The following is an 18,820-nucleotide window of genomic DNA, read 5'->3' as shown; positions in this document are numbered from 1 at the left end:
TGCCATTTTTTGCCTCCTCCTCTCTTTTGCCCGATGAAACCGGATTTTCACCTTGAGACAGGAGTATGCAATGAACCCGATCAACGTCGCCAAGTTTGGCGGAACCAGCGTCGCCGATGCCGCGGCCATGAACCACTGCGCCGACGTGGTGCTGGCCAATCCGGCGACCCGGGTGGTGGTGCTGAGCGCTAGCGCCGGCGTCACCAACCTGCTGGTGAGCCTGGCCCAGGGTGAACTGGACGAAGCCGAGCAGGATGCCCAGCTCGACAAGCTGGCCGGGATCCAGCACGCCATCCTGGCCGCCCTTGGCAATCCGGCCGAGGTGAGCGCCCTCATTCACGCCCAGCTCGGCGACATTCGCACCATGGCCCGTCAGGCCTGCCAGCACACCGACGCCGAACTGGCGGACAGGCTCATCGCCTGCGGCGAGCTGATGTCCACCCGCCTCTTCACCGAGCTCCTGCACCAGCGCGGCGTCAAGGCCCGGTGGCAGGATGCGCGCCAGCTGCTGCGCACCGACAGCCGCTTTGGCAAGGCGACCGTGGATCTGGCCGCCACCCGCGCCCTCTGCCAGCAGGCACTGGGCCCGGTTCTGGGGGAGAGCCTGGTCATCACCCAGGGCTTCATCGGTGCCGACGGCGATGGCCGCACCACCACCCTGGGCCGTGGCGGCTCCGACTACAGCGCAGCCCTGCTCGCCGAGGCGCTGGACGCAGGCAGCATCGAGATCTGGACCGACGTCCCCGGCATCTACACCACGGATCCCCGCCTCGTCACCCGGGCCCGCCCCATCCCCGAAATCAGCTTCGTGGAGGCGGCCGAGATGGCCACCTTCGGCGCCAAGGTACTGCACCCGGCCACCCTGCAACCGGCCCTGCGCCAGGACATCCCGGTGTTCGTCGGCTCCGCCAAGGATCCCGCCGCTGGCGGCACCTGGATCCGCGCCACCACCAGCAGCACCCCGCTGTTCCGGGCCGTGGCCCTGCGCCGCCAGCAGGTGCTGGTGACCCTGCACAGCCTCAACATGTTCCACGCTTACGGCTTCCTGGCCGAGGTGTTCAGCATCCTGGCCCGTCACCGCATCTCGGTGGACCTCATCACCACCTCCGAGGTGAGCGTGTCCCTGACCCTGGATCACACCGGCAGCCAGAGCAACGGCGAGCCCATCCTCAACGACAAGGTGCTGGCGGAGCTCGGCCAGCTGTGCAAGGTGGAGGTGGAGACCGGCTTCGCCCTGGTGGCGCTCATCGGCAACCGCATGAGCGAGGCGACCGGGGTCGGCAGCCAGGTGTTCGACGCCATCCGCGAACACAACATCCGGATGATCTGCTACGGCGCCAGCGCCCACAACCTCTGCTTCCTGGTGAAGGAGAGCGAAGCGGGCCACATCGTCAACTGCCTCCACCGGGAGCTGCTCGACTGACTCAGCCCTGCGGGGTGACGGGATAAATGAAAAGAGGGGCGCCGATGCGCCCCTCTTTCATATTGCCAGCCCTATGATCGCGAGGACGGCAGCAGGTTGGCCCGGATCTGCTCGCGCAGGTCCCCCAGCCGCAGTAGCAAGCCGGCCTGATCCAGCCCCGCCTCGTCGGGCCCCAGGTTCTCGGCAAGCGCCGGGAAGTAATCTTGCACCGCCTGCTCCAGCCAGTCGAGGCGGCGCAGGGTCAGCGGGCCGCAGCTCTTGCCGCCCAGATCGTCCAGGATGTCGAGCCGGTGGCTGCGGTACATGTCCCGCCACCAGTTTGCGGCAAGCGCCTCGTCGCTCGCGAGCGCCGCACTCCACTCCCCCACCAGCCCCTGGATGCGGGCCAGCACGGGGGCACTCGCCCCCTCCCGGTTCAGATACTGCAGCTCCCCCCTGGCCCAGGCGAGGCAGAGCTCGCGCCAGTGGCGAAACAGCGGCAGGGGATCGGCCTCGTCCAGCCAGAGCCCGGACAGGGTGCGGGTCTCCAGCCGTTCGGGCACATGAAACTCGGGGTCGGCCAGGCCGTTGGAGTTGAACTCGTGCAGGGGATCGAAGGGCCACATGTAGCCAAAGTCGAACACCGAGACCTGCTGGCCGTCGTCGAGCAGATTGCCCGGGCTCGGATCCCAGTCAAACCAGCCCCAGCGGGCCAGCTCTGCCTCCACCGCCAGCATCTGCGCCAGATTGCGCTTGCAGAGCTGGCGCACCGGCTCCCCCCTCAGCCAGGGAGAGACCAGCACCCCGGCCCGGGCGGAGCCGAAGCTGGTGCAGACCACGTTGGAGAGGATGGTAGGATGCAGCTCCCGCAGGCTCTCTATCTCGCGGCGGCGCTCCAGCTCGGTGAGAAAGGCGGTCTTGCCGTCCACATTGGCCACCAGGGAGTCCTTTCTACGCCGCTTCAGACACCAGTGATGGCCCTCCACCTTGAGGTGAAACACCTCGGCGGTCAGTCCGTGACCATAGCACTTGATCACATCCGGGTGATCCCCGGTCAGCCTGATGAGCTGGGCCAGGGGCAGGGGACAGTCCCGCTCACGCCCGATCCGGATCTCTTCCTTGCTCTCCAGCATCTGGAGCAACCTGGCCTGACGCGCCTCAACCTTGGGATTCATACATGTACCTCCAACCGTTGTTGAGAGACTAAACAGCACAACGGCGGCAAACCAGCGACAAAGCATCATGATGACGCTTTCATCACAGAATGAGTGCCCCTGCCGGATCGGGATCACAATTTGCAAGGTCTCACCTTCACGGAATATTCATCCCGTTGTCATTAAATTGACATCGCGGAACAAGCCCAGCACCATCGGGTCAAAATAGAGGCAGCCATTGCTGCCATGACAGCTCCAAGGATGAGCCCTTATGAATGCCCTCGTCTCCGGTCGCAGCCCCTCCCCTTCCCGGCCCCTGGCCGGGTGGCTGCTTGGTGTGCTGAGCACCCTGCTGCTGCTGACCCTCGCCCTCCCCGTGCTCAGCCCCGTCAGCTGGCTCGGGCGCGCGCAACCCCTGATCCTGGGTCCGGCGGATCAGCCGCTGGCCACCCTCAACCGCTACAGCCTGCTCTACAAGAGCGACAGCCGGGGTCTCTATCTGGTGGTGCGCAGCCAGTGGCAGCTGCTCAAGCCCCTGCAGGAGGGGGACAAGGTCCGGGTCGAGCTGCTCAACGACAGGGGCGTGCGCATCGATCAGCTGAGCCAGGCGGTGGCGAAACGCCAGAAGTGTCGCCAGAACCGCTGCACCCTGGAGCTCAACAGCGCCCTGCGCGCCCCCGACGATGCCCTGGACAGCCGCTACCAGCTGCGCATCGGCCTGCTGCTCACCGACCGGCCAGATAGCGCCGAGTACAGCCAGATCCTGCAGACTCTGCCGGAGCGCGGGTTCAACCTGACCTATCTGATGACCAGCCTGCTGCTGGTGTTGCTGATCAGCGCCGCCGTGCTCAGGGTGCTGATGCCACGACTGCGCCGCAGCTACCGCTCCCGGATCTTTGGCAGCCTGCTGCTCGGCAACCTCACCTTCGTGCTGCTGCACGGCTTCGTGGTGTTCAAGCTGGGGGAATTCCTGTTCTGGTCGGGCTTTCGTCCCGAGCACTACTACCTCGCCTGGGGCAGCATGGTGCTGGGCTGGAGCCTCTGCGCCCTGGCGGGCTTCAACCTCTACATGGGGCTGGTGTTCACGGCCCTGTCGGGCATAGGCCTGCTCGCCAACTTCATGAAGATCGCCATCTACGGGGTGCCGCTCGGTGGAGACGATCTCGGCAACCTGATGGCCCTGCTCCACATCCTGCTCGATCAGCACCCCGTGTTGCCGGTGCTCGCCGTGCTGGGGCTCCTGTTCTTGTGCTGGCGTTTCGCCCTGTCGCGCTGGCTTCTTCGCACGGCCGCCGCCACCGCGGCCTTCTTCGCCCTGTGCGTGTTCGCGACCCAGACCAGCAACAAGCTGCTGGGCGCCAACATCCGTTACGTGGACAGGGCGGTGAACTACCACAGAGACATCATCCGTGCCGGCCCCGGACTCTATCTCTTCAATCTGGTGGACGAGATGCTGCAAAGCGGCAACGTCTTTCGCTACCCCCTGCAGATCAACGAGCGCACTCCCGAGCTGAGCCAGCCGGCCCAGAGCGAGCCGCCCCGCTTCGATCTGGTGATCGTGCTGCAATACGAATCCCTCTGGCTCGACTGGCAGGGCAAGATCTGCGCCCCCGCCCCCACCCTGGCCCTGCCCGCCGGGGTCGCCCAGTGGCACAAGACCATCCACTCCCCCACCACGGGGGGCATGACGGTGCTGGCGGAGTTCGAGATGAACACCGGCCTGCCCGTGGGCCTGCTCAAGCAGGGGGTGGTGCCCTACTACTACCTCTCCGACAAGGTGCCGGGCCTGGCCCAGAGCGCGAAGCAGAGCGGCTACCAGACCCTGTTCGCCCACCCCTATGTGGAGAAGTTCTGGGGGCGCGCCAAGGCGATTCCGGCGCTCGGCTATGAGGAGCGCTGGTTCGACACCCGCTTCACCACCCTCGAACACAAGGGGCTCTACATCTCCGACGATGCCCTCATCGATCACCTGCTAAAACGCACGGCCCAGGACAACGGCCCCCTCTTTGCCTACGCCGTTACCATGCAGGGGCACGGCCCCTTCGACGGGGATCGCTACCGGGCCCAGCAGATCGACAGAGCCTGCCCGGATCAGAGCCCGGCCGACCGGCAACTGCTCAACACCTACTACACCGGGGTGGTGGATGCCATGGCCTCCCTCGAGCGCCTGCTCAAGACCCTGGACAGCTCCGGCAAGCGCTATCTGGTGGTGGCCTTCGGCGATCACCAGCCCTTCCTGATGTCGGCGGGCAAGGGCATTCACGGCGCCAAGCCGCCCCGCGACGCCGCCTACCAGATCCCCATGATGGCCTTCACCCGCGCCGATGGGGGGCTGGACCTGGCCCGCCAGTTCGCCCCGGTGCGCCAGCTCTACCAGATGGGACAGGCCACGAGGCAACTGCTGGCGGGCGACCTCGCCCCCATCCAGGATCAACCCCTGCTCCACCCCGTGCTCGGGGAGGAGAAGGGCTTCGACCCCTCCCCCCTGGTGCCCCAGATCCGCGCCAGCTTCCGGGCCGACGCCCTGCCCTGATCCGTTTTCACTGGAACAGAGACAAAAAGAGGTCGCCAAGGCGACCTCTTTGCATATTGAGCGCGGCTTGGCGGCTCAGTCACCAAGCCAGGACTCGCACAGGGTGAGGCACTGGGCATCGAGATCCAGCTCGGCCTCGATGCCAAGTGGCAGGGTCAGCATGGGGTGGGTATGGGCGCAGTCAAACTCCGCCAATATGGGGAAGGTCGGCGTCCCCACCACCTCCAGCAGGATATCCAGCGGCCGTCTGCCACTGCCCTGGCTATCGAACAGTTCGTGCTTGCCGAGAATAAGGCCCCCGATACGTTCGAATACGCCGCACAGCTTGAGGTGGGAAAAAGATCGCTCCACCGTCTCCGCCGACTTGAGGCTGTCTTCCAGCAGCAGAATGTCACCCCTCCCTATCGCCGGCATGTAAGGAGAGCCCCAGATCCCCGCCAGAGTGTTGAGGTTGCCGCCGATGAGCCGGCCCCGTACCCGACCCCTTCCCACAGAGATCAGCCGGTTGGGCCGGCACTGCTTGGCCCGGGTCTGGTTTTCCCAGTCGAGCCGCTCGTCAGTCCAGTGCGCCGGGGTCGGCAAGGTGTGGGGCAAGGACGCGACCCCCGCCAGACAGATCTGGTGAAACCCGGCCAGGGTTTCGTCCACCAGCGGCGATAGCTCGCCAAAGGAGGCCACCAGGGCTGGACCATAAAAGGTAACCAACCCGGTCCGGGCGTGGATGCCAAGCAGCAGTGCCGTCACGTCCGAGTAACCGACGATGATCTTGGGATCCCGTCGCAGCGCCTCGAAGTCGAGATAAGGAAGCAGCGAGTTCGAGTTGCTGCCGCCGATCACCGACATGATGGCGCGCACCTCGGGATCCCGGATGAGGGCGTTGAGTTCCTCGGCCCGCGCGGCGATGGCGCCGGAACGCCAGTGATCGCGCTGCCCGGTGAGGCTCCCCGCCTTGAGTCTGAAGCCCTGCCCTTCCAGAAACGCCCTGGCACGGGCAAAGCGATGGGGAGCCCAGGCAGTGGCCGCACTGGAAGGGGAGAAAAAGCCCAGGGTGTCACCGGGTTTGAGCCCGGCGGGTTTGAGAAGGTCCATGGCTGACAATCGGTCCTGATGATCTGGTCGCCGGCATCCTCATGACCCGGCATAGGGTTTCATCCTAATCCAGATACTTTCTTCCCAACAAGGGACAGCGCCCCATGTCAGGCGCTCTCGGGGCTGGACGAGGCCCCCTTGCTCCCAGCGCGAGACAGGGAGCCCCCGGAGGTTCGCCACCATCAAAAAAGCCGATCATCCGATCGGCTTTGCGGGTTGGCCGGCGGCGCCGTCATACCACCACGGCGGTGCCGCTGATGCTCACCATCAGCATGCTGCCGTTCTGCCCCACCACCTCGTAGTCGAGGTCGATGCCGACCACGGCGTTGGCCCCCAGGGCCCGTGCACGATCCTTGAGCTCCTCGAAGGCAATTTCCCGGGCCCGGGCCAGCTCCTTCTCATAGGCGCCGGAGCGCCCGCCGATGATGTCGCGAATGCCGGCGAACAGGTCCTTGAACACGTTGGCGCCGAGGATGGCCTCGCCCACGACGATGCCGCGATACTCGCGAATGGGCTTGCCCTCGAGGGCGGGGGTGGTGGAAAGAATCATGGGATCTCCTGTGGTTTCATCGGCACGCACGGGGCGCATTGAACTGCATGCTAGCAGGGGTGGCGCACCGGGATAAGTCCTCCCCCCCACCCGGCCTCCCCCATAATGGGCAAATTTGGAAACAAGTGCTTGATTCAGCGCTCAAAAGAGTACCTATAATCCCATGTCACGCATTTTTTCTATCCATGTCACCACGCCATGGTCACACAGGGAGTACGACACAGATGAACAAGAACGATGCAAAAAAATTCAGGATGAGACGACCCCTGTGGCTGTTGCCACTGGGCATGGTCGTGACGACCGCCAGCCAGGCTGGCGGCCTCTATCTGTACGAGACGGGAACGGACGATGTCGGCCTTGCCTCTGCGGGCATGGCCGCGAGGGCGCAGGATGCCACCGTGCAGTTCATGAACCCGGCGGGCCTGAGCCACCTGCAGGGGCGTCATCTTACCATGGGGGGGCAGCTCCTCTACGGGGACGTTCCCTACGATCTCGATGACCCTGCCTACGATGATGTCGACACCGTGGTGGGCTGGTTCCCCTCCGCCTCCCTCTACTACAGCCAGCAGCTCGACGACCGCTGGACGCTGGGCCTGGCCACCTATGGCAACTACGGCATGGGGCTCGACTTCGGAGGCTGGGAGGGGCAACAGCTGGTGAAGGAGGCCACCCTGATGGCCCTGACGATGCAGCCTGGCGTCGCCTACCGCATCGATGATCACTGGTCCCTGGGGGCGGCCATGGGCATCAACTACGGCCTGTTCGCCCTCAAGCGCGAGACGGGTTCCGGTGAGCAGAAGCTGGATGACACCGACTGGGCGCTCAATGGCAAGTTCGGGATCCTCTATGAACTCGACCAGCGCACCCGCTTCGGCCTCGCCTACAGCAGTCGGGTCAAGTATCACTTCGACGTCCAGACCCGAGTTACCCTGCAGCGACCCAACCTGCCCGACGTCTCGACCGAGCTGCCCCTCTCCGGCATGGTCAACACCCCGCAGCAGGTGATGCTGAGCGGCTACCACGAGTTCGCCCCCGACTGGGCCATCATGGGGAATCTGGGCTGGCAGGACTGGAGCGAGTACAACAAGAATCACGTCACCCTCTTTGGCCGCGACACCGCGGACAAGGCGCTCTTCCAGGATACCTATCACGTCGCCCTGGGGCTGCAGCACGTACTGACGCCCCAGTGGACGCTCAATGGCGGCGTCGCCTATGACACCAGCGTCTATGAGGATCAGGGTGACACCACCCTCACCATCCCGAGCGGCGCCGCCATCCGCCTCGGGGTCGGGGCCAGGTATGCCCTCAGTGCCCAGGAGAGCATAGGGGCCTCTATGGAGTACCTCACCCAGGAGGATTCCTATGTGCAGGGCAACGATCTCTCCGGCCGCTATGACGACGGGCGGTTCTACTTCTTCGCGGTCAACTACAGCAAGACATTCTGAACCCGCCTAGCCCGTTCCGGCAGGGCGCCAATAGCAAGAGGGAGGCATAACGCCTCCCTCTTTTTTCTTCTTGTCCCAGGCCGCTCGCGGCTCAGTGCAGCTTCATGCTCGGGCGCAGCACCCGGTTGATGCGGCCCACCAGCATGATGAGGCCGGTCTTGATGTAGCCGTGCAGGGCCACCTGGTGCATCCGGTACAGGCTGATGTAGACGATGCGGGCGATGTAGCCTTCCACCATCATGGAGCCACGCATCAGGTTGCCCATCAGGCTGCCCACGGTGGAGAAGCGGCTCAAGGAGACCAGGGAGCCGTGATCGTGATAGCGGTAGGGCTTCATCTCGCCGCCGTTCATCTTGGCCAGGATGTTCTTGAACGCCTGGGTCGCCATCTGGTGGGCGGACTGGGCGCGCGGCGGCACGAACTTGCCGTCCGGCTGCGGGCAGGCGGCGCAGTCACCGATGACGAAGATGTTCTCGTCACGGGTGGTCTGCAGGGTCTCGTGCACCACCAGCTGGTTGATGCGGTTGGTCTCGAGGCCCGCGATCTCCTTCATGAAGTCCGGCGCCTTGATGCCCGCGGCCCACACCATGAGATCTGCTTCGATGAGCTCCCCATCCTTGGTGTGCAGACCCTCGGCGGTCGCTTCGGTGATCATGGTGGCGGTACGCACGTCCACGCCCAGCTTGACCAGTTCCTGGTGGGCGGAGCCGCTGATGCGCTCCGGCAGGGCCGGCAGGATGCGGGGGCCCGCTTCCACCAGGGTCACCTTGAGGCTGTCGGTGGTGAGGTTCTTGAAGCCATAGGCGTAGAGCTGCTCCACCGCGTTGTAGAGCTCGGCGGAGAGCTCGACGCCGGTGGCGCCGCCACCCACGATGGCGATCTTCACCTTGTCACCGGGCTGGTATTCGGTGGCGAACTGCAGGAAGCGGTTCATCATGCTGTTGTAGAAGCGGTGCGCCTGGGAGGGGCTGTCCAGGAAGATGCAGTGATCCTTGATGCCCTTGGTATTGAAGTCGTTGGAGACGGAGCCGATGGCCATCACCAGGATGTCGTAAGGGACTTCCCGCTCGTTGACCACCAGGGCGCCACTGTCGTCGTGGATGGGGGCCAGCACGATGCGCTTCTCGTCGCGCTTGATGTCGGTCAGGCTGCCGAGCTGGAATTCGAAGCCGTGGTTCTTGGCGTGGGACTGGTAGCTCAGGGCGTCGATGCCCGCATCCATGGAGCCGGTGGCCACTTCGTGCAGCAGGGGTTTCCACAGGTGGGTGCGGTTGCGATCCACCAGGGTGATCCTGGCCTTGTTCTTCTTGCCCAGCTTGCGGCCCAGGCTGGTCGCAAGTTCGAGACCGCCGGCGCCACCGCCTACAACGACAATATTCATCATGATGATTTTCCTTGGTTCCTCAAAACGAAAGGGAGCCATTGGCTCCCTAAAACGAAATCGGTCGACGTGATGGCTCAGGCTTCCTTGAAGGCCTTCATCCGTTGCAGATGGTGCGAGATGTTCTTGAACTTATGGGTCTCGCGCTCATCCCATACGATGTCGTAATAGTTCTTCAATTCACGTTCAGTGTCCCGATTATCGCGGATTTCATCCTGAACGGAAAGGATGCACAGGCAGTTTCCTGAATTTTTATTACGAAATTCGGTTACACACTTGGTACCGATGTCTTCGTACTCTTCCGGCCTGTCTATCTTGCCCTGCATGTTCTCTTCCGGGTGCAGGTTGGGGTTGAAGATCACCTGCTTGATGCCGCACAGGAAGCCTATTCGCTCGCTCCAGTAGCCGCCGAGCCCCACGCCGCAGATGAGGGGCTTGGGGTCCGTGCTCATGTCCAGCTGCTTCTTCACCTCCTTGAGCAGGTGGCTCATGTCGTGGCGGGGGTGAACCGTGCTGTAGTGCACGAAGCGCACATCATCATCGATAAACTGCAACTGCAGCACTTTCTCATGATTGCCGGGGCTGGTGGCATCAAAGCCATGCAGATAGATGATCATGGACAAGACCTCAAAAACTGTGTCGGTTCCATCGAAACTACCCCAGCGACAGGACCTTGCGCCACCAAAACATATGACTTTCTTGCTTTGGATCACGCCCGATGCAGGCAGATCCCCGGCATGCATCACGGGTAGTGCGTGACAGGGGACGCCTGCCACGGACCGCCGTGCTTACCCCAGGCTGCGCTCGAAGCGCGCCACCGCCGCGCCCACCAGGGCCAGACTCCCCTGCCAGAAGGCGGGCTCGCGAATGTCCTGACCCAGGTGTTTCTCGACCAGATCCTCGGCGCTCATGCGGCCGGTGTCCCGCAGCAGGGCGCGGTAAGCCCCGGCTACGTTCGCCTCCCCCGCCTCCTGGCGGCTCATCAGCTGCTGGTAGACCCCGAGGCTGAACAGGTAGCCGAACAGATAGGGGTAGTTGTAAAAACCGAAGCCCGCGATGGAGAAGTGCGCCTTGGCCGCCCAGAACATGGGGTGGTAGCGGCAGAGGCTCCCCTCGTACCAGCGCCCCCAGGCCTCGTCGGTGAGCGCCTTGAGGCGGGATGGCGACACATAACCCTGCGCGCGCGCGGCCACCAGGGCCTGCTCGAAGTCGAAGCGGGCCGGGATATTGACCAGGAAGGTGGCGGCGCCGTCCGCGTCGGCCCAGGCGATGGCCATGCGCTCCTCGGAGCTCTGCGCCTGCTCGAACAGGGCGCTGCGCACCAGGGTCTCGGCGAAGATGGAGGCGGTCTCCGCGAGCGTCATGGGGTAGCTGCGCTGGCTCATGGGCAGATCCCGGATGAGCCAGTTGTGCCAGGCGTGGCCGAGCTCGTGGGCGAGCGTGATGACGTTGTCCATGGTGCCCGCGTAGGTGATGAAGACCCGCGGCTCCACCGGCTCGGCAAACTTGGTGCAGTAGGCTCCGGTGCGCCGGTTCGGGGTGGGCGCCGCATCGATCCATCCTCTTTCGGCCATCATGCGGGCAAACTCGCCCATCTCGGGATCGAAGCGGGCGAACGCCTCGGCGATGATGGCGATGGCCTCCTCGAACGGGATGGCCCGGCTGTCGGCCACCGGGGGCGGCGCGAACAGATCCTCGGGCCCGAGATCGTCGATACCGAGCTTGCCGGCCATCAGGGCCAGTGCTCGCTGGCCGAGCCCCCGGGCCTGCCAGGTCTCCTGCATCAGAGTATCCAGGGTGGCACGCTCGATGTGGCTCTGATGGCAGGAGAGATCCAGGGCATCCAGGGTCCGGATCTTGCCGCGCTGGCGCGATAGCTCCAGGCGCCAGCCGTTGAGGGCGTTCAGGATGGCAGCCACCGTCTCCTGCTCCCCCTCCCAGCCGGCGCTGATGGCATCGAACGCCTCCCGGCGCAGGGCCCGCAGCGGGCTGGAGAGCAGGTTGCTCGCCTCCGCCAGTCCCATGTCACGGCCATCGATCACCAGGCGGATCTTGCCCACCAGATCGTTGTAGAGGTTGCCCCAGGCGTGCAGGCCATCGGTGCCAAGGCCGATCACCAGCTGCTCCGCCGCCACCGGCAGGCGCTGATCCTGCAATCGGCGCTCGTGGCGCAGGCGATACGCCTCCTCCCCGAGCAGGGGATCGGCCATCAGCTGCTCGAACGCGGCCTCGGGCAGCCCCAGCATCAGGTCCTCCACCGGCGCCAGAGCCTTGAAGAGATCGGCGTTGAGGGCCCGGGCCCGGGAGGCCAGCTGCTTGGCCAGCACGTCACGGGCATCCTGGCTGCCACGGCAGGCCGCCAGCACGGCGATGTTCCAGCCGATCTCGCGGATGCGCCGGGCGCGCAGGCGCACCTCTCGCAGGAAATCCTGCAGGGCCTGCGGGCTCCCCTGCACCCCGGCCAGCCCCGCCATGAAACCGCTCAACTCCGTCAGGCTGGCGCGGGCCAGGCTCATGTCCGCCTCCAGGACGCTGCTGTCGAGGGAGGGGTAGATATGCTCATTTTGCCACTGCTGTGGATAGACTCGTTGTTGCATCGCACGCTCATTGTCAAAGACGGGCCCGGCCCGCCGTGAAACAGGGTGGCCCCGGGGCCACGAAACAGGGTCGGGCGGCCTGACCGCCACGCCCCGTCAACACAGAGAAAGGCCGGTGCTACACCAGCCGCTCGAGACGTTCCACCGCCTCTTCCACATAATTCAGGCTCTCCTGCCAGAACCCGGGTTCGCGGATATCGACTCCCAGGTGTTTCTCCACCAGATCCTCGGCGCTCATGCGACCGGTGTCGGTGAGCAGCGCGCGATAGGCGGGCACAAATTCGCGCCCGGCCCGCGCCTGCTGGGCATAGAGCCCCAGGCTGAAGAGGTAGCCAAACAGATAGGGGTAGTTGTAGAACCCGAGCTCGGCGATGGAGAAGTGGCCCTTGCTGGCCCAGAACAGCTCGTCATGCTGGCTGAGGGCGTCACCATACCACTGCTGCTGCGCCGACTTCATCATCTCCCGCAGCTGGCCCGCCCCCACGTAACCCTGCTCCCGGGCCGCCACCAGGGCCCGTTCGAAGGTGAAGCGGGCGGGGATGTCGAGCAGCATGCTCGCGGCGTGCTCCCCGTCCAGCCAGGCGATGGCCCGACGTTGCTCCACCTTGTCGTTGGCCGCCAGCAGGGCGTCGCGCACCAGGGTCTCGGCGAAGAGGGAGGCGGTCTCCGCCAGCGTCCTGGGGTAGTCCCGCTGCTCCAGGGGCAGGTCTCGCAACAACCAGCTGTGCCAGGCGTGGCCGAGTTCGTGGGCGAGCGTGATGACGTTGTCCAGGGTCCCCTCGAAGGTGAGAAAGATCCGTGGCTCCGGCGGGTCGGCATACTCGGTGCTGTAGGCGCCACTTCGCCTGTGCTCGCTCGGGGCGGCATCGATCCACCCCTTGTCGGCCATCATGCGGGCGAAGGCACCCATCTCGGGATCGAAGGCCGCGAAGGCCTCCACCACCAGAGTCAGCGCCTGATCGAAACCGAGCGTGCTGCACGTGGCCAGCGGCGCCGGGGCATAGAGATCCCAGGGGGCGAAGTCGCTGATCTGCCGGGCGCAGGCCATGGCCCGCAGGGCGCGGCGCCCCAGCTCCTTGTGCTCCCCGGCCGCCGCTATCAGGGTTTCCAGGGTGGTACGCGTGAGGTGGCCCTGATGGCAGGAGACATCGAGGGCATCCAGCCTGCGTCCCCTGCCGCGCTGACGGAAGAGCTCGTTACGCCAACCGTTGATGGCGTTGAGGATGGCGGCCACCGTCTCCTGCTCCCCCTCCCAGGCGGCCTGAATGGCGTGCCAGGCGCTGGCACGCCGCGCCCGGTCCGGGTGGGCGAGCAGGTTGTCCGCCTGGGCCAGCCCCATGGGCACGCCTTCCACCACCGGCAGCAGGCGCCCCACCAGGTTGTCATAGAGATCACCCCACCCCTGCAGGCCGTCCACCGCCAGTCCCTCGATGAGCTGCTCACTCTCCAGAGAGAGCCACTGCTCCTGCTGCCCCCTGTCGTGGTGGATGAGGTAGGCGAGCTCGAACAGCTCGGGGTCCTGCAGCAGGGTGCGCACCAGAGACTCGGGGGCACGCACCCAGAACAGGGCCACCGGCTTGCTGCGCTGGGCCAGGGTCGCCTGCAACTGCTGGCCGCGAGAGAGCAGCGCCCGGGCCGGCTCGTCGCGACCATCCCGGCTCAGGCGGTTGTAACCGTAGACCTGGCAGTTCCAGGCCAGCCTCTTCACCCCGTTGGCCTGGCGGCGAATGGCCCGCAACAGGTGGCGCAGGGCGTTGGGATCCTGGGTGTCAGGCAGGGTGGCCAGCAAGGCGTCGAGCTCGTTCAGGGCGTGGGCGGCTTGCTGGAAGGCAGCGTCGATGGCCGGATCGTCGGGGGCGGCATAGATGTGATCATCTCGCCAAACGGGTGGGTTCATGGTTGTCCTTGTCTGTTTGCATCCATATGGGCTGACCCTGCCTCTTTGGGCGGGTGTCAGCCCGGATAGTACGAAGGGGGCCAGGCACTTGCCTAGCCCCCATTCGAGGCAACCGGTGTCACAAGGAGGACGGGCGCGACGGCCCCTGTCGGCGGGGGGCGCCTACTTGGCGGGCTGGAGTTTGCCCACTAGTGTCATGACCAGCACCAGCACCAGACCCGCCACCACCCCGACCAGGGCGTTGAGCAGGGTGGGCGTCACCACGGCAAGGACGGCGCCCATGGCGGGCAGGGTGGCCACGGCCGCACCGGCCCCCTCGATGAGGTGGTGAGCAAAGGGCCAGCCGTGCACCAGGATGCCGCCCCCCACCATGAACATGGCGATGGTGCCGACCAGCGCCAGCAGGTGCATCAGCTTGGGCGCCGTCACCAGCAACCCCTGCCCCACTGCCCGGCGCAGTGCGCCGCCATCGGGCTTTTGCAGCAGGTGCAGGCCGATGTCGTCAAGCTTGACGATAAGCCCCACCAGGCCGTAGACCCCGACGGTCATCAGCAGGGCGATGCCCGCCACCACGGCGATCTGCAGGCCCAGGCTGGAGCCCTGTACCGTGCCGAGGGCAATGACGATGATCTCCGCCGACAGGATGAAGTCGGTACGAATGGCTCCCTTCACCTTTTGGCGCTCATAGGCCGCCAGATCGTCGGGGATCGCCTCCACCGTGGCGGTGCTCTCCTCCTCGTGAGGCAGAAACTTGTGGGCCAGCTTCTCGGCCCCCTCGAAACAGAGGTAGGCACCCCCCAACATCAGGAGCGGGGTGATGAGCCAGGGCACCAGAGCGCTGATGGCAATGGCGGCCGGCACCAGGATGAGCTTGTTGCGCAGCGACCCCTTGGCCACCGCCCACACCACGGGCAGCTCCCGCTCCGCGCGCACTCCGCTCACCTGCTCCGCGTTGAGGGCGAGATCGTCCCCCAGCACCCCGGCGGTCTTCTTCGCCGCCACCTTGGTCATCAGCGCCACGTCATCGAGTACGGTGGCAATATCGTCGAGCAGGGCCAACAGACTGGTTCCGGCCATATCAGAAATTCCTTCTTGCTGCGGTAGGCCCCCACCGGCCACCAGACACCGGGGGGCGGTGCCAGCCAGAGGGGGCTCCCTATTTCGGGAAAAGATGGCACAGTGTAACGAGAAGCCGCCATTTCGGCAGCCCCCATGACAGGGTCCCCGGACCCTGTTTCACCTCAAGGCCCCAGGCCCAAGGAGTCTCCATGCAACCCTGGCAACCTCTGCTCGACCTCTGGTTTGGTGACGACGCCGACGACGTCACCCGTGCCACGCGCCAAGCCCCCCTCTGGTGGGGCAAGAGCAGCGACACCGACGCCCTGCTGACGAGCCGCTTCGGCGAGCTGGCCAAGGCGGCAGCGGCGGGCGAGCTCGCCCACTGGGCGGACAACCCCGCCGGTCGCCTGGCACTCATCCTGCTGCTCGACCAGCTGCCGCGCAACCTCCACCGCGGCACCCCGGCCGCCTTTGCCCAGGATGCCAGGGCACGGGAGCTCTGCCTCAAGGGGTTGTCGCTCGGGGTGGACAAGGGGCTATCGCCGCTGGCCCGGGTCTTCTTCTACCTGCCCCTGGAGCATGCAGAGTCCCGGGAGCAGCAGGCCAGAAGCGTGGCCCTGTTCGAGGCGCTGGCCGACGAGGAGGCGGCAGGCCCTGCCCAGTCCACCTTCGCGGGCTTCGCCGATTTCGCCCGCCGCCATCAGGTGATCATCGAGCGCTTCGGTCGCTTCCCCCACCGCAACGCCATCCTGGGCCGCGCGAGCACAGAAGAAGAAGCCGCCTTCCTGCTGCAACCGGGTTCAGGTTTCTGACCCATAAAAAAATCCCCGCCAAGTGGCGGGGTGCTGGCACCCATGGTGATCACTGGATGCGATAACGAGAGATCTGCTGGTGAATATTCTCGGTGGTCACATTCAACTCTTCCGCCGCAGCCGATGTCTCTTCCGCCGTGCTGCTGGTCTGCTGGACCACCTGGGCGATCTGCTCCACCTGATGGGCAATGGACTCCGCCGCCGAGCTCTGCTCGCGAATCGCGATGGTGATCTCACCGACCTGATCCATGACGCGATGGGAGGCCTGGCGGATCTGGGTAATGATCTCCCCGCTTTCAGTGGCCATGGCCACCCCCTGCGCCACTTTCTCCTCCACCTGAACCATCTTGGTCACCGTGAGCTGGGAGCCCTGTTGAATCGCCTCCACCGTCTCCGAGATCTCTCTGGTCGATTGGGCCGTCCGCTCCGCCAGTTTGCGTACCTCGTCAGCCACCACGGCAAAACCTCGACCCTGTTCACCCGCTCGCGCGGCTTCAATGGCCGCATTCAACGCCAGCAAATTGGTCTGCCCCGCCACATCGCTTATCACGTTCACCACGCCACCAATGCGGGAAATGCCATCGCCCAATGCCGACACTTCGCTGGAAGCCTGACGAATGGCCTCTGCGATCTCGTTGATGGCTTTCACCGTTCTGTCTATCGTGGTCCCCCCATCGCTGGCGAGCTTGCCGGATTCATTGGTGATGCGACTGGCTTCCTGGGTTCGCTGGGAAATATCCGTGATGCTCACCGTCATCTCCTCCACCCCGGCGGCAATGAGACTGGTGGCATCGTTGGCCTGGCTCGCCGACGAGGCAAGGTGATGGGCCGCCTGGGAGAGCGACTCGGCAGTGCTCTTTATCTGCAGACTGCCCACTGAAAACTCGGTAAAAGTTTGCTGCAAGGTGTCCAGCAGACGGTTGACGGCCGAGAGTGTCAAACCGATTTCATCTTGCTGGGCCACCTTGGCCCGCAAGGTAAAGTTCAAATTGTGCTGAATATCGAATAGCGTCGCCATCGCCAGCCGCAGTGGATTGGCGACCTGTCTGAATAACCAGATAAACAGCACCAGGGTCAATATTCCGGTACCTACAGAAATAAACAGCATGGTCTGGAGGCTATTGTCGTAGTTCTTTTCACCCTGCTGTTTGACTGCCTCACCCAATTTGACATTGAAGTGAACATGTTTATCTATGGCCTTGGAAAACTGCTCGAACAGTGGCATGACATTATTGGCGATAATGTCTCTGGCCTCGGTGTTTTTATTATCACGAGACAATATCAGGACCTTTTCTATCTCCTGATAATATTGCTCAATGATGCGCTGATCATCCGTCGTCAGTTGCCGGTCCTCTTCGTTGGAGAGCATATCGGCTTCATATTTTTGCAAGAGAGCGCGGATTTCAGTACGCAGGTCAGCAATGCCCGCCTCAATCTGATTCATCTTGCTGCTGTCGGTATTGAGCACATGGGTCTGGATCAGGGCATGCAATTCGTAAAAATCGGCTTGTACCTGTTTGATGAGGGAGATGCTGGGCACCGTATTGTCGGTGACATAACCGAGGTCGTTATTGGCAGCAGAGAGTCGGTTGATGCTGAACCAACTGAGAAACGCCAGGGCCAGCATAACCAGCAGGGCAATGAGTTGAAGCCGGCGAGCAATGTTCATAAAGGCATACTCCGTTAATAAACTCCATTGCAGTGTAGACGATGGGCAACCCCCAGATGGCCCGTGAAATATGCTCTGGCTTGCACATCTGTCACTGCTGCCAGCACTCGCTATTCCCCACCGCCAATGGTCAGATCAAAGCCCGAAATTAGCCTAGCTGGCTGAATGTGAATGCGATAAAGAGTCGACTACGACTGCGCCGGCCAATAAAAAAGAAGGAAGACTGTCGTCTTCCTTCTCGCTATTCATCTCCGCTCGGGATGACCCGGCCGGCCCGCAGTGTGGCGGCAGTCGATGGCGGTCACGCCGCCTCTGCCAGCTCCTCTTCTTTCTTCTGGTAAGCCTGGGGCGAGAGCCCCAGCAGCTCCTGCACGGTGGAGGCCACCGTGATGGAGGAGAGGGTGCCCACCAGGATGCCGGCGAACAGGGTGAAGGAGAAACCGTAGAGGGCATCGCCGCCGAACAGGAGCAGGGCCCCCACGGTGAAGAGGGTGGTGCCCGAGGTGATCATGGTGCGGCTGAAGGTCGCCTTGATGGCCACATCGGAACACTCATGGATCCCCATGCGGGTGCGCGAGCCCAGCAAGTCCCGCAGCCGGTCGGAGATGACGATGCTGTCGTTGAGGGAGTAGCCGATCACCGCCATCAGGCCGGCGATGACGTTGAGGTCGAACTCGATGTCAAAGAGCGCGAGAAGCCCGATCGCCACCAGGCCGTCGTGCAGCACCGACACCAGGATGCCGATGGCCTGACGCCACTCGAAGCGCACTGCCAGGTAGGCGGAGATGGCGAGCGAGGCCACCAGCACCGCCAGCATCCCCTGCTGGAACAGCTCGGCGCCCACCTGGGGCCCGACTATGGTGGTGCGCAAGAGCTCCACCGGCAGGGCCAGCTGCTGCCCCAGCATGGTGGCCAGATCCTCCGCCGCCCAGGGCAGCGCGTGGGGGGGCAGCTTGATGAGCCACTCTCCGGGTACGCCGGCGCCGTGCAGCTCCACGGCCCCCGCGAGGGGGGCCGTCAGCAGGGCGTTGAGCTCGTGGGCCTCCTTCAGGGTCTGGATGCGAAACTCCAGCAAAATGCCGCCGGTGAAGTCGAGGCCGAGGGCCAGCCCCTTGGTGGCCAGCACGGCCACGCAGGCCAGGGTCAGCAGCACGGAGGTCCACAGACCGATATAGCGCCAGCGGGTCAGCCCCATGGCAAAGATCATTCTCAGCATTGTTCTTCCCTCGACG

General features: G+C 64.4%; 14 protein-coding genes. 4 read left to right on the top strand and 10 right to left on the bottom strand.

Annotated elements, in window-relative coordinates; all coding sequences use genetic code 11:
• Positions 1-70: 70 nt before the first annotated feature.
• Positions 71-1,423, top strand: a complete 1,353-nt coding sequence (gene lysC / locus I6L45_RS14550) for a lysine-sensitive aspartokinase 3 (RefSeq protein WP_216982439.1) — start codon at positions 71-73, stop codon at positions 1,421-1,423.
• Positions 1,424-1,494: 71 nt separating this feature from the next.
• Here lysC and I6L45_RS14545 read toward each other — a convergent pair whose 3' ends face one another.
• Positions 1,495-2,577 (bottom strand): hypothetical protein, encoded by a 1,083-nt coding sequence (locus I6L45_RS14545; protein ID WP_216982438.1) that lies wholly within the window; start codon positions 2,575-2,577, stop codon positions 1,495-1,497.
• A gap of 250 nt (positions 2,578-2,827) precedes the next feature.
• On the opposite strand from I6L45_RS14545, the gene I6L45_RS14540 reads away from it, so the two are divergent.
• A complete protein-coding gene (locus I6L45_RS14540) occupies positions 2,828-5,089 on the top strand; it encodes an LTA synthase family protein (RefSeq protein WP_216982437.1) in 2,262 nt (753 codons plus the stop codon).
• A 75-nt stretch (positions 5,090-5,164) separates the two neighbouring features.
• Here I6L45_RS14540 and I6L45_RS14535 read toward each other — a convergent pair whose 3' ends face one another.
• Both I6L45_RS14535 and I6L45_RS14530 read right to left on the bottom strand, forming a co-directional pair.
• On the bottom strand, positions 5,165-6,178 hold the full coding sequence (locus I6L45_RS14535; RefSeq protein ID WP_216982436.1) for a S66 peptidase family protein: 1,014 nt from the start codon (positions 6,176-6,178) through the stop codon (positions 5,165-5,167).
• Positions 6,179-6,410: 232 nt separating this feature from the next.
• A complete protein-coding gene (locus I6L45_RS14530) occupies positions 6,411-6,728 on the bottom strand; it encodes a heavy metal-binding domain-containing protein (RefSeq protein WP_043761315.1) in 318 nt (105 codons plus the stop codon).
• A 254-nt stretch (positions 6,729-6,982) separates the two neighbouring features.
• Here I6L45_RS14530 and I6L45_RS14525 point away from each other — a divergent pair, with 254 nt between their 5' ends.
• Complete coding sequence (locus I6L45_RS14525; RefSeq protein ID WP_216982435.1) at positions 6,983-8,173, top strand: OmpP1/FadL family transporter; 1,191 nt, start codon at positions 6,983-6,985, stop codon at positions 8,171-8,173.
• Between the two features lie 91 nt (positions 8,174-8,264).
• On the opposite strand, the gene I6L45_RS14520 is transcribed toward I6L45_RS14525, so the two are convergent.
• The 5 genes from I6L45_RS14520 to I6L45_RS14500 all read right to left on the bottom strand — a co-directional run bounded on the left by I6L45_RS14520 (position 8,265) and on the right by I6L45_RS14500 (position 15,125).
• Positions 8,265-9,557, bottom strand: a complete 1,293-nt coding sequence (locus I6L45_RS14520; RefSeq protein ID WP_043761317.1) for an NAD(P)/FAD-dependent oxidoreductase — start codon at positions 9,555-9,557, stop codon at positions 8,265-8,267.
• Positions 9,558-9,631: 74 nt separating this feature from the next.
• Positions 9,632-10,171: an alpha/beta hydrolase YcfP gene (ycfP, locus tag I6L45_RS14515; protein WP_010674358.1), complete on the bottom strand. Its 540-nt coding sequence runs from the start codon at positions 10,169-10,171 to the stop codon at positions 9,632-9,634.
• A 171-nt stretch (positions 10,172-10,342) separates the two neighbouring features.
• Positions 10,343-12,151 (bottom strand): M3 family oligoendopeptidase, encoded by a 1,809-nt coding sequence (locus tag I6L45_RS14510; protein WP_216982434.1) that lies wholly within the window; start codon positions 12,149-12,151, stop codon positions 10,343-10,345.
• Positions 12,152-12,269: 118 nt separating this feature from the next.
• Positions 12,270-14,048 (bottom strand): M3 family oligoendopeptidase, encoded by a 1,779-nt coding sequence (locus I6L45_RS14505; RefSeq protein WP_216982433.1) that lies wholly within the window; start codon positions 14,046-14,048, stop codon positions 12,270-12,272.
• Between the two features lie 162 nt (positions 14,049-14,210).
• A complete protein-coding gene (locus I6L45_RS14500; protein WP_216982432.1) occupies positions 14,211-15,125 on the bottom strand; it encodes a DUF808 domain-containing protein in 915 nt (304 codons plus the stop codon).
• A 191-nt stretch (positions 15,126-15,316) separates the two neighbouring features.
• Here I6L45_RS14500 and I6L45_RS14495 point away from each other — a divergent pair, with 191 nt between their 5' ends.
• Complete coding sequence (locus I6L45_RS14495; protein WP_210548429.1) at positions 15,317-15,919, top strand: DUF924 family protein; 603 nt, start codon at positions 15,317-15,319, stop codon at positions 15,917-15,919.
• 49 nt (positions 15,920-15,968) lie between these two features.
• Here the strand turns inward: I6L45_RS14495 and I6L45_RS14490 are convergent, their stop codons facing one another.
• Together I6L45_RS14490 and secF are read right to left on the bottom strand one after the other, a co-directional pair.
• Positions 15,969-17,588: a methyl-accepting chemotaxis protein gene (locus tag I6L45_RS14490; protein ID WP_216982431.1), complete on the bottom strand. Its 1,620-nt coding sequence runs from the start codon at positions 17,586-17,588 to the stop codon at positions 15,969-15,971.
• 301 nt (positions 17,589-17,889) lie between these two features.
• A complete protein-coding gene (secF, locus tag I6L45_RS14485; RefSeq protein WP_216982430.1) occupies positions 17,890-18,804 on the bottom strand; it encodes a protein translocase subunit SecF in 915 nt (304 codons plus the stop codon).
• Between the last annotated feature and the right edge of the window lie 16 nt (positions 18,805-18,820).

The organism is Aeromonas sp. FDAARGOS 1415 (genome assembly GCF_019048365.1).
In the GTDB taxonomy this organism is placed as follows: domain Bacteria; phylum Pseudomonadota; class Gammaproteobacteria; order Enterobacterales; family Aeromonadaceae; genus Aeromonas; species Aeromonas taiwanensis.
Note: the sequence above shows the minus strand (reverse complement) of the source record. Positions and strands in the feature narration are given on the sequence as shown.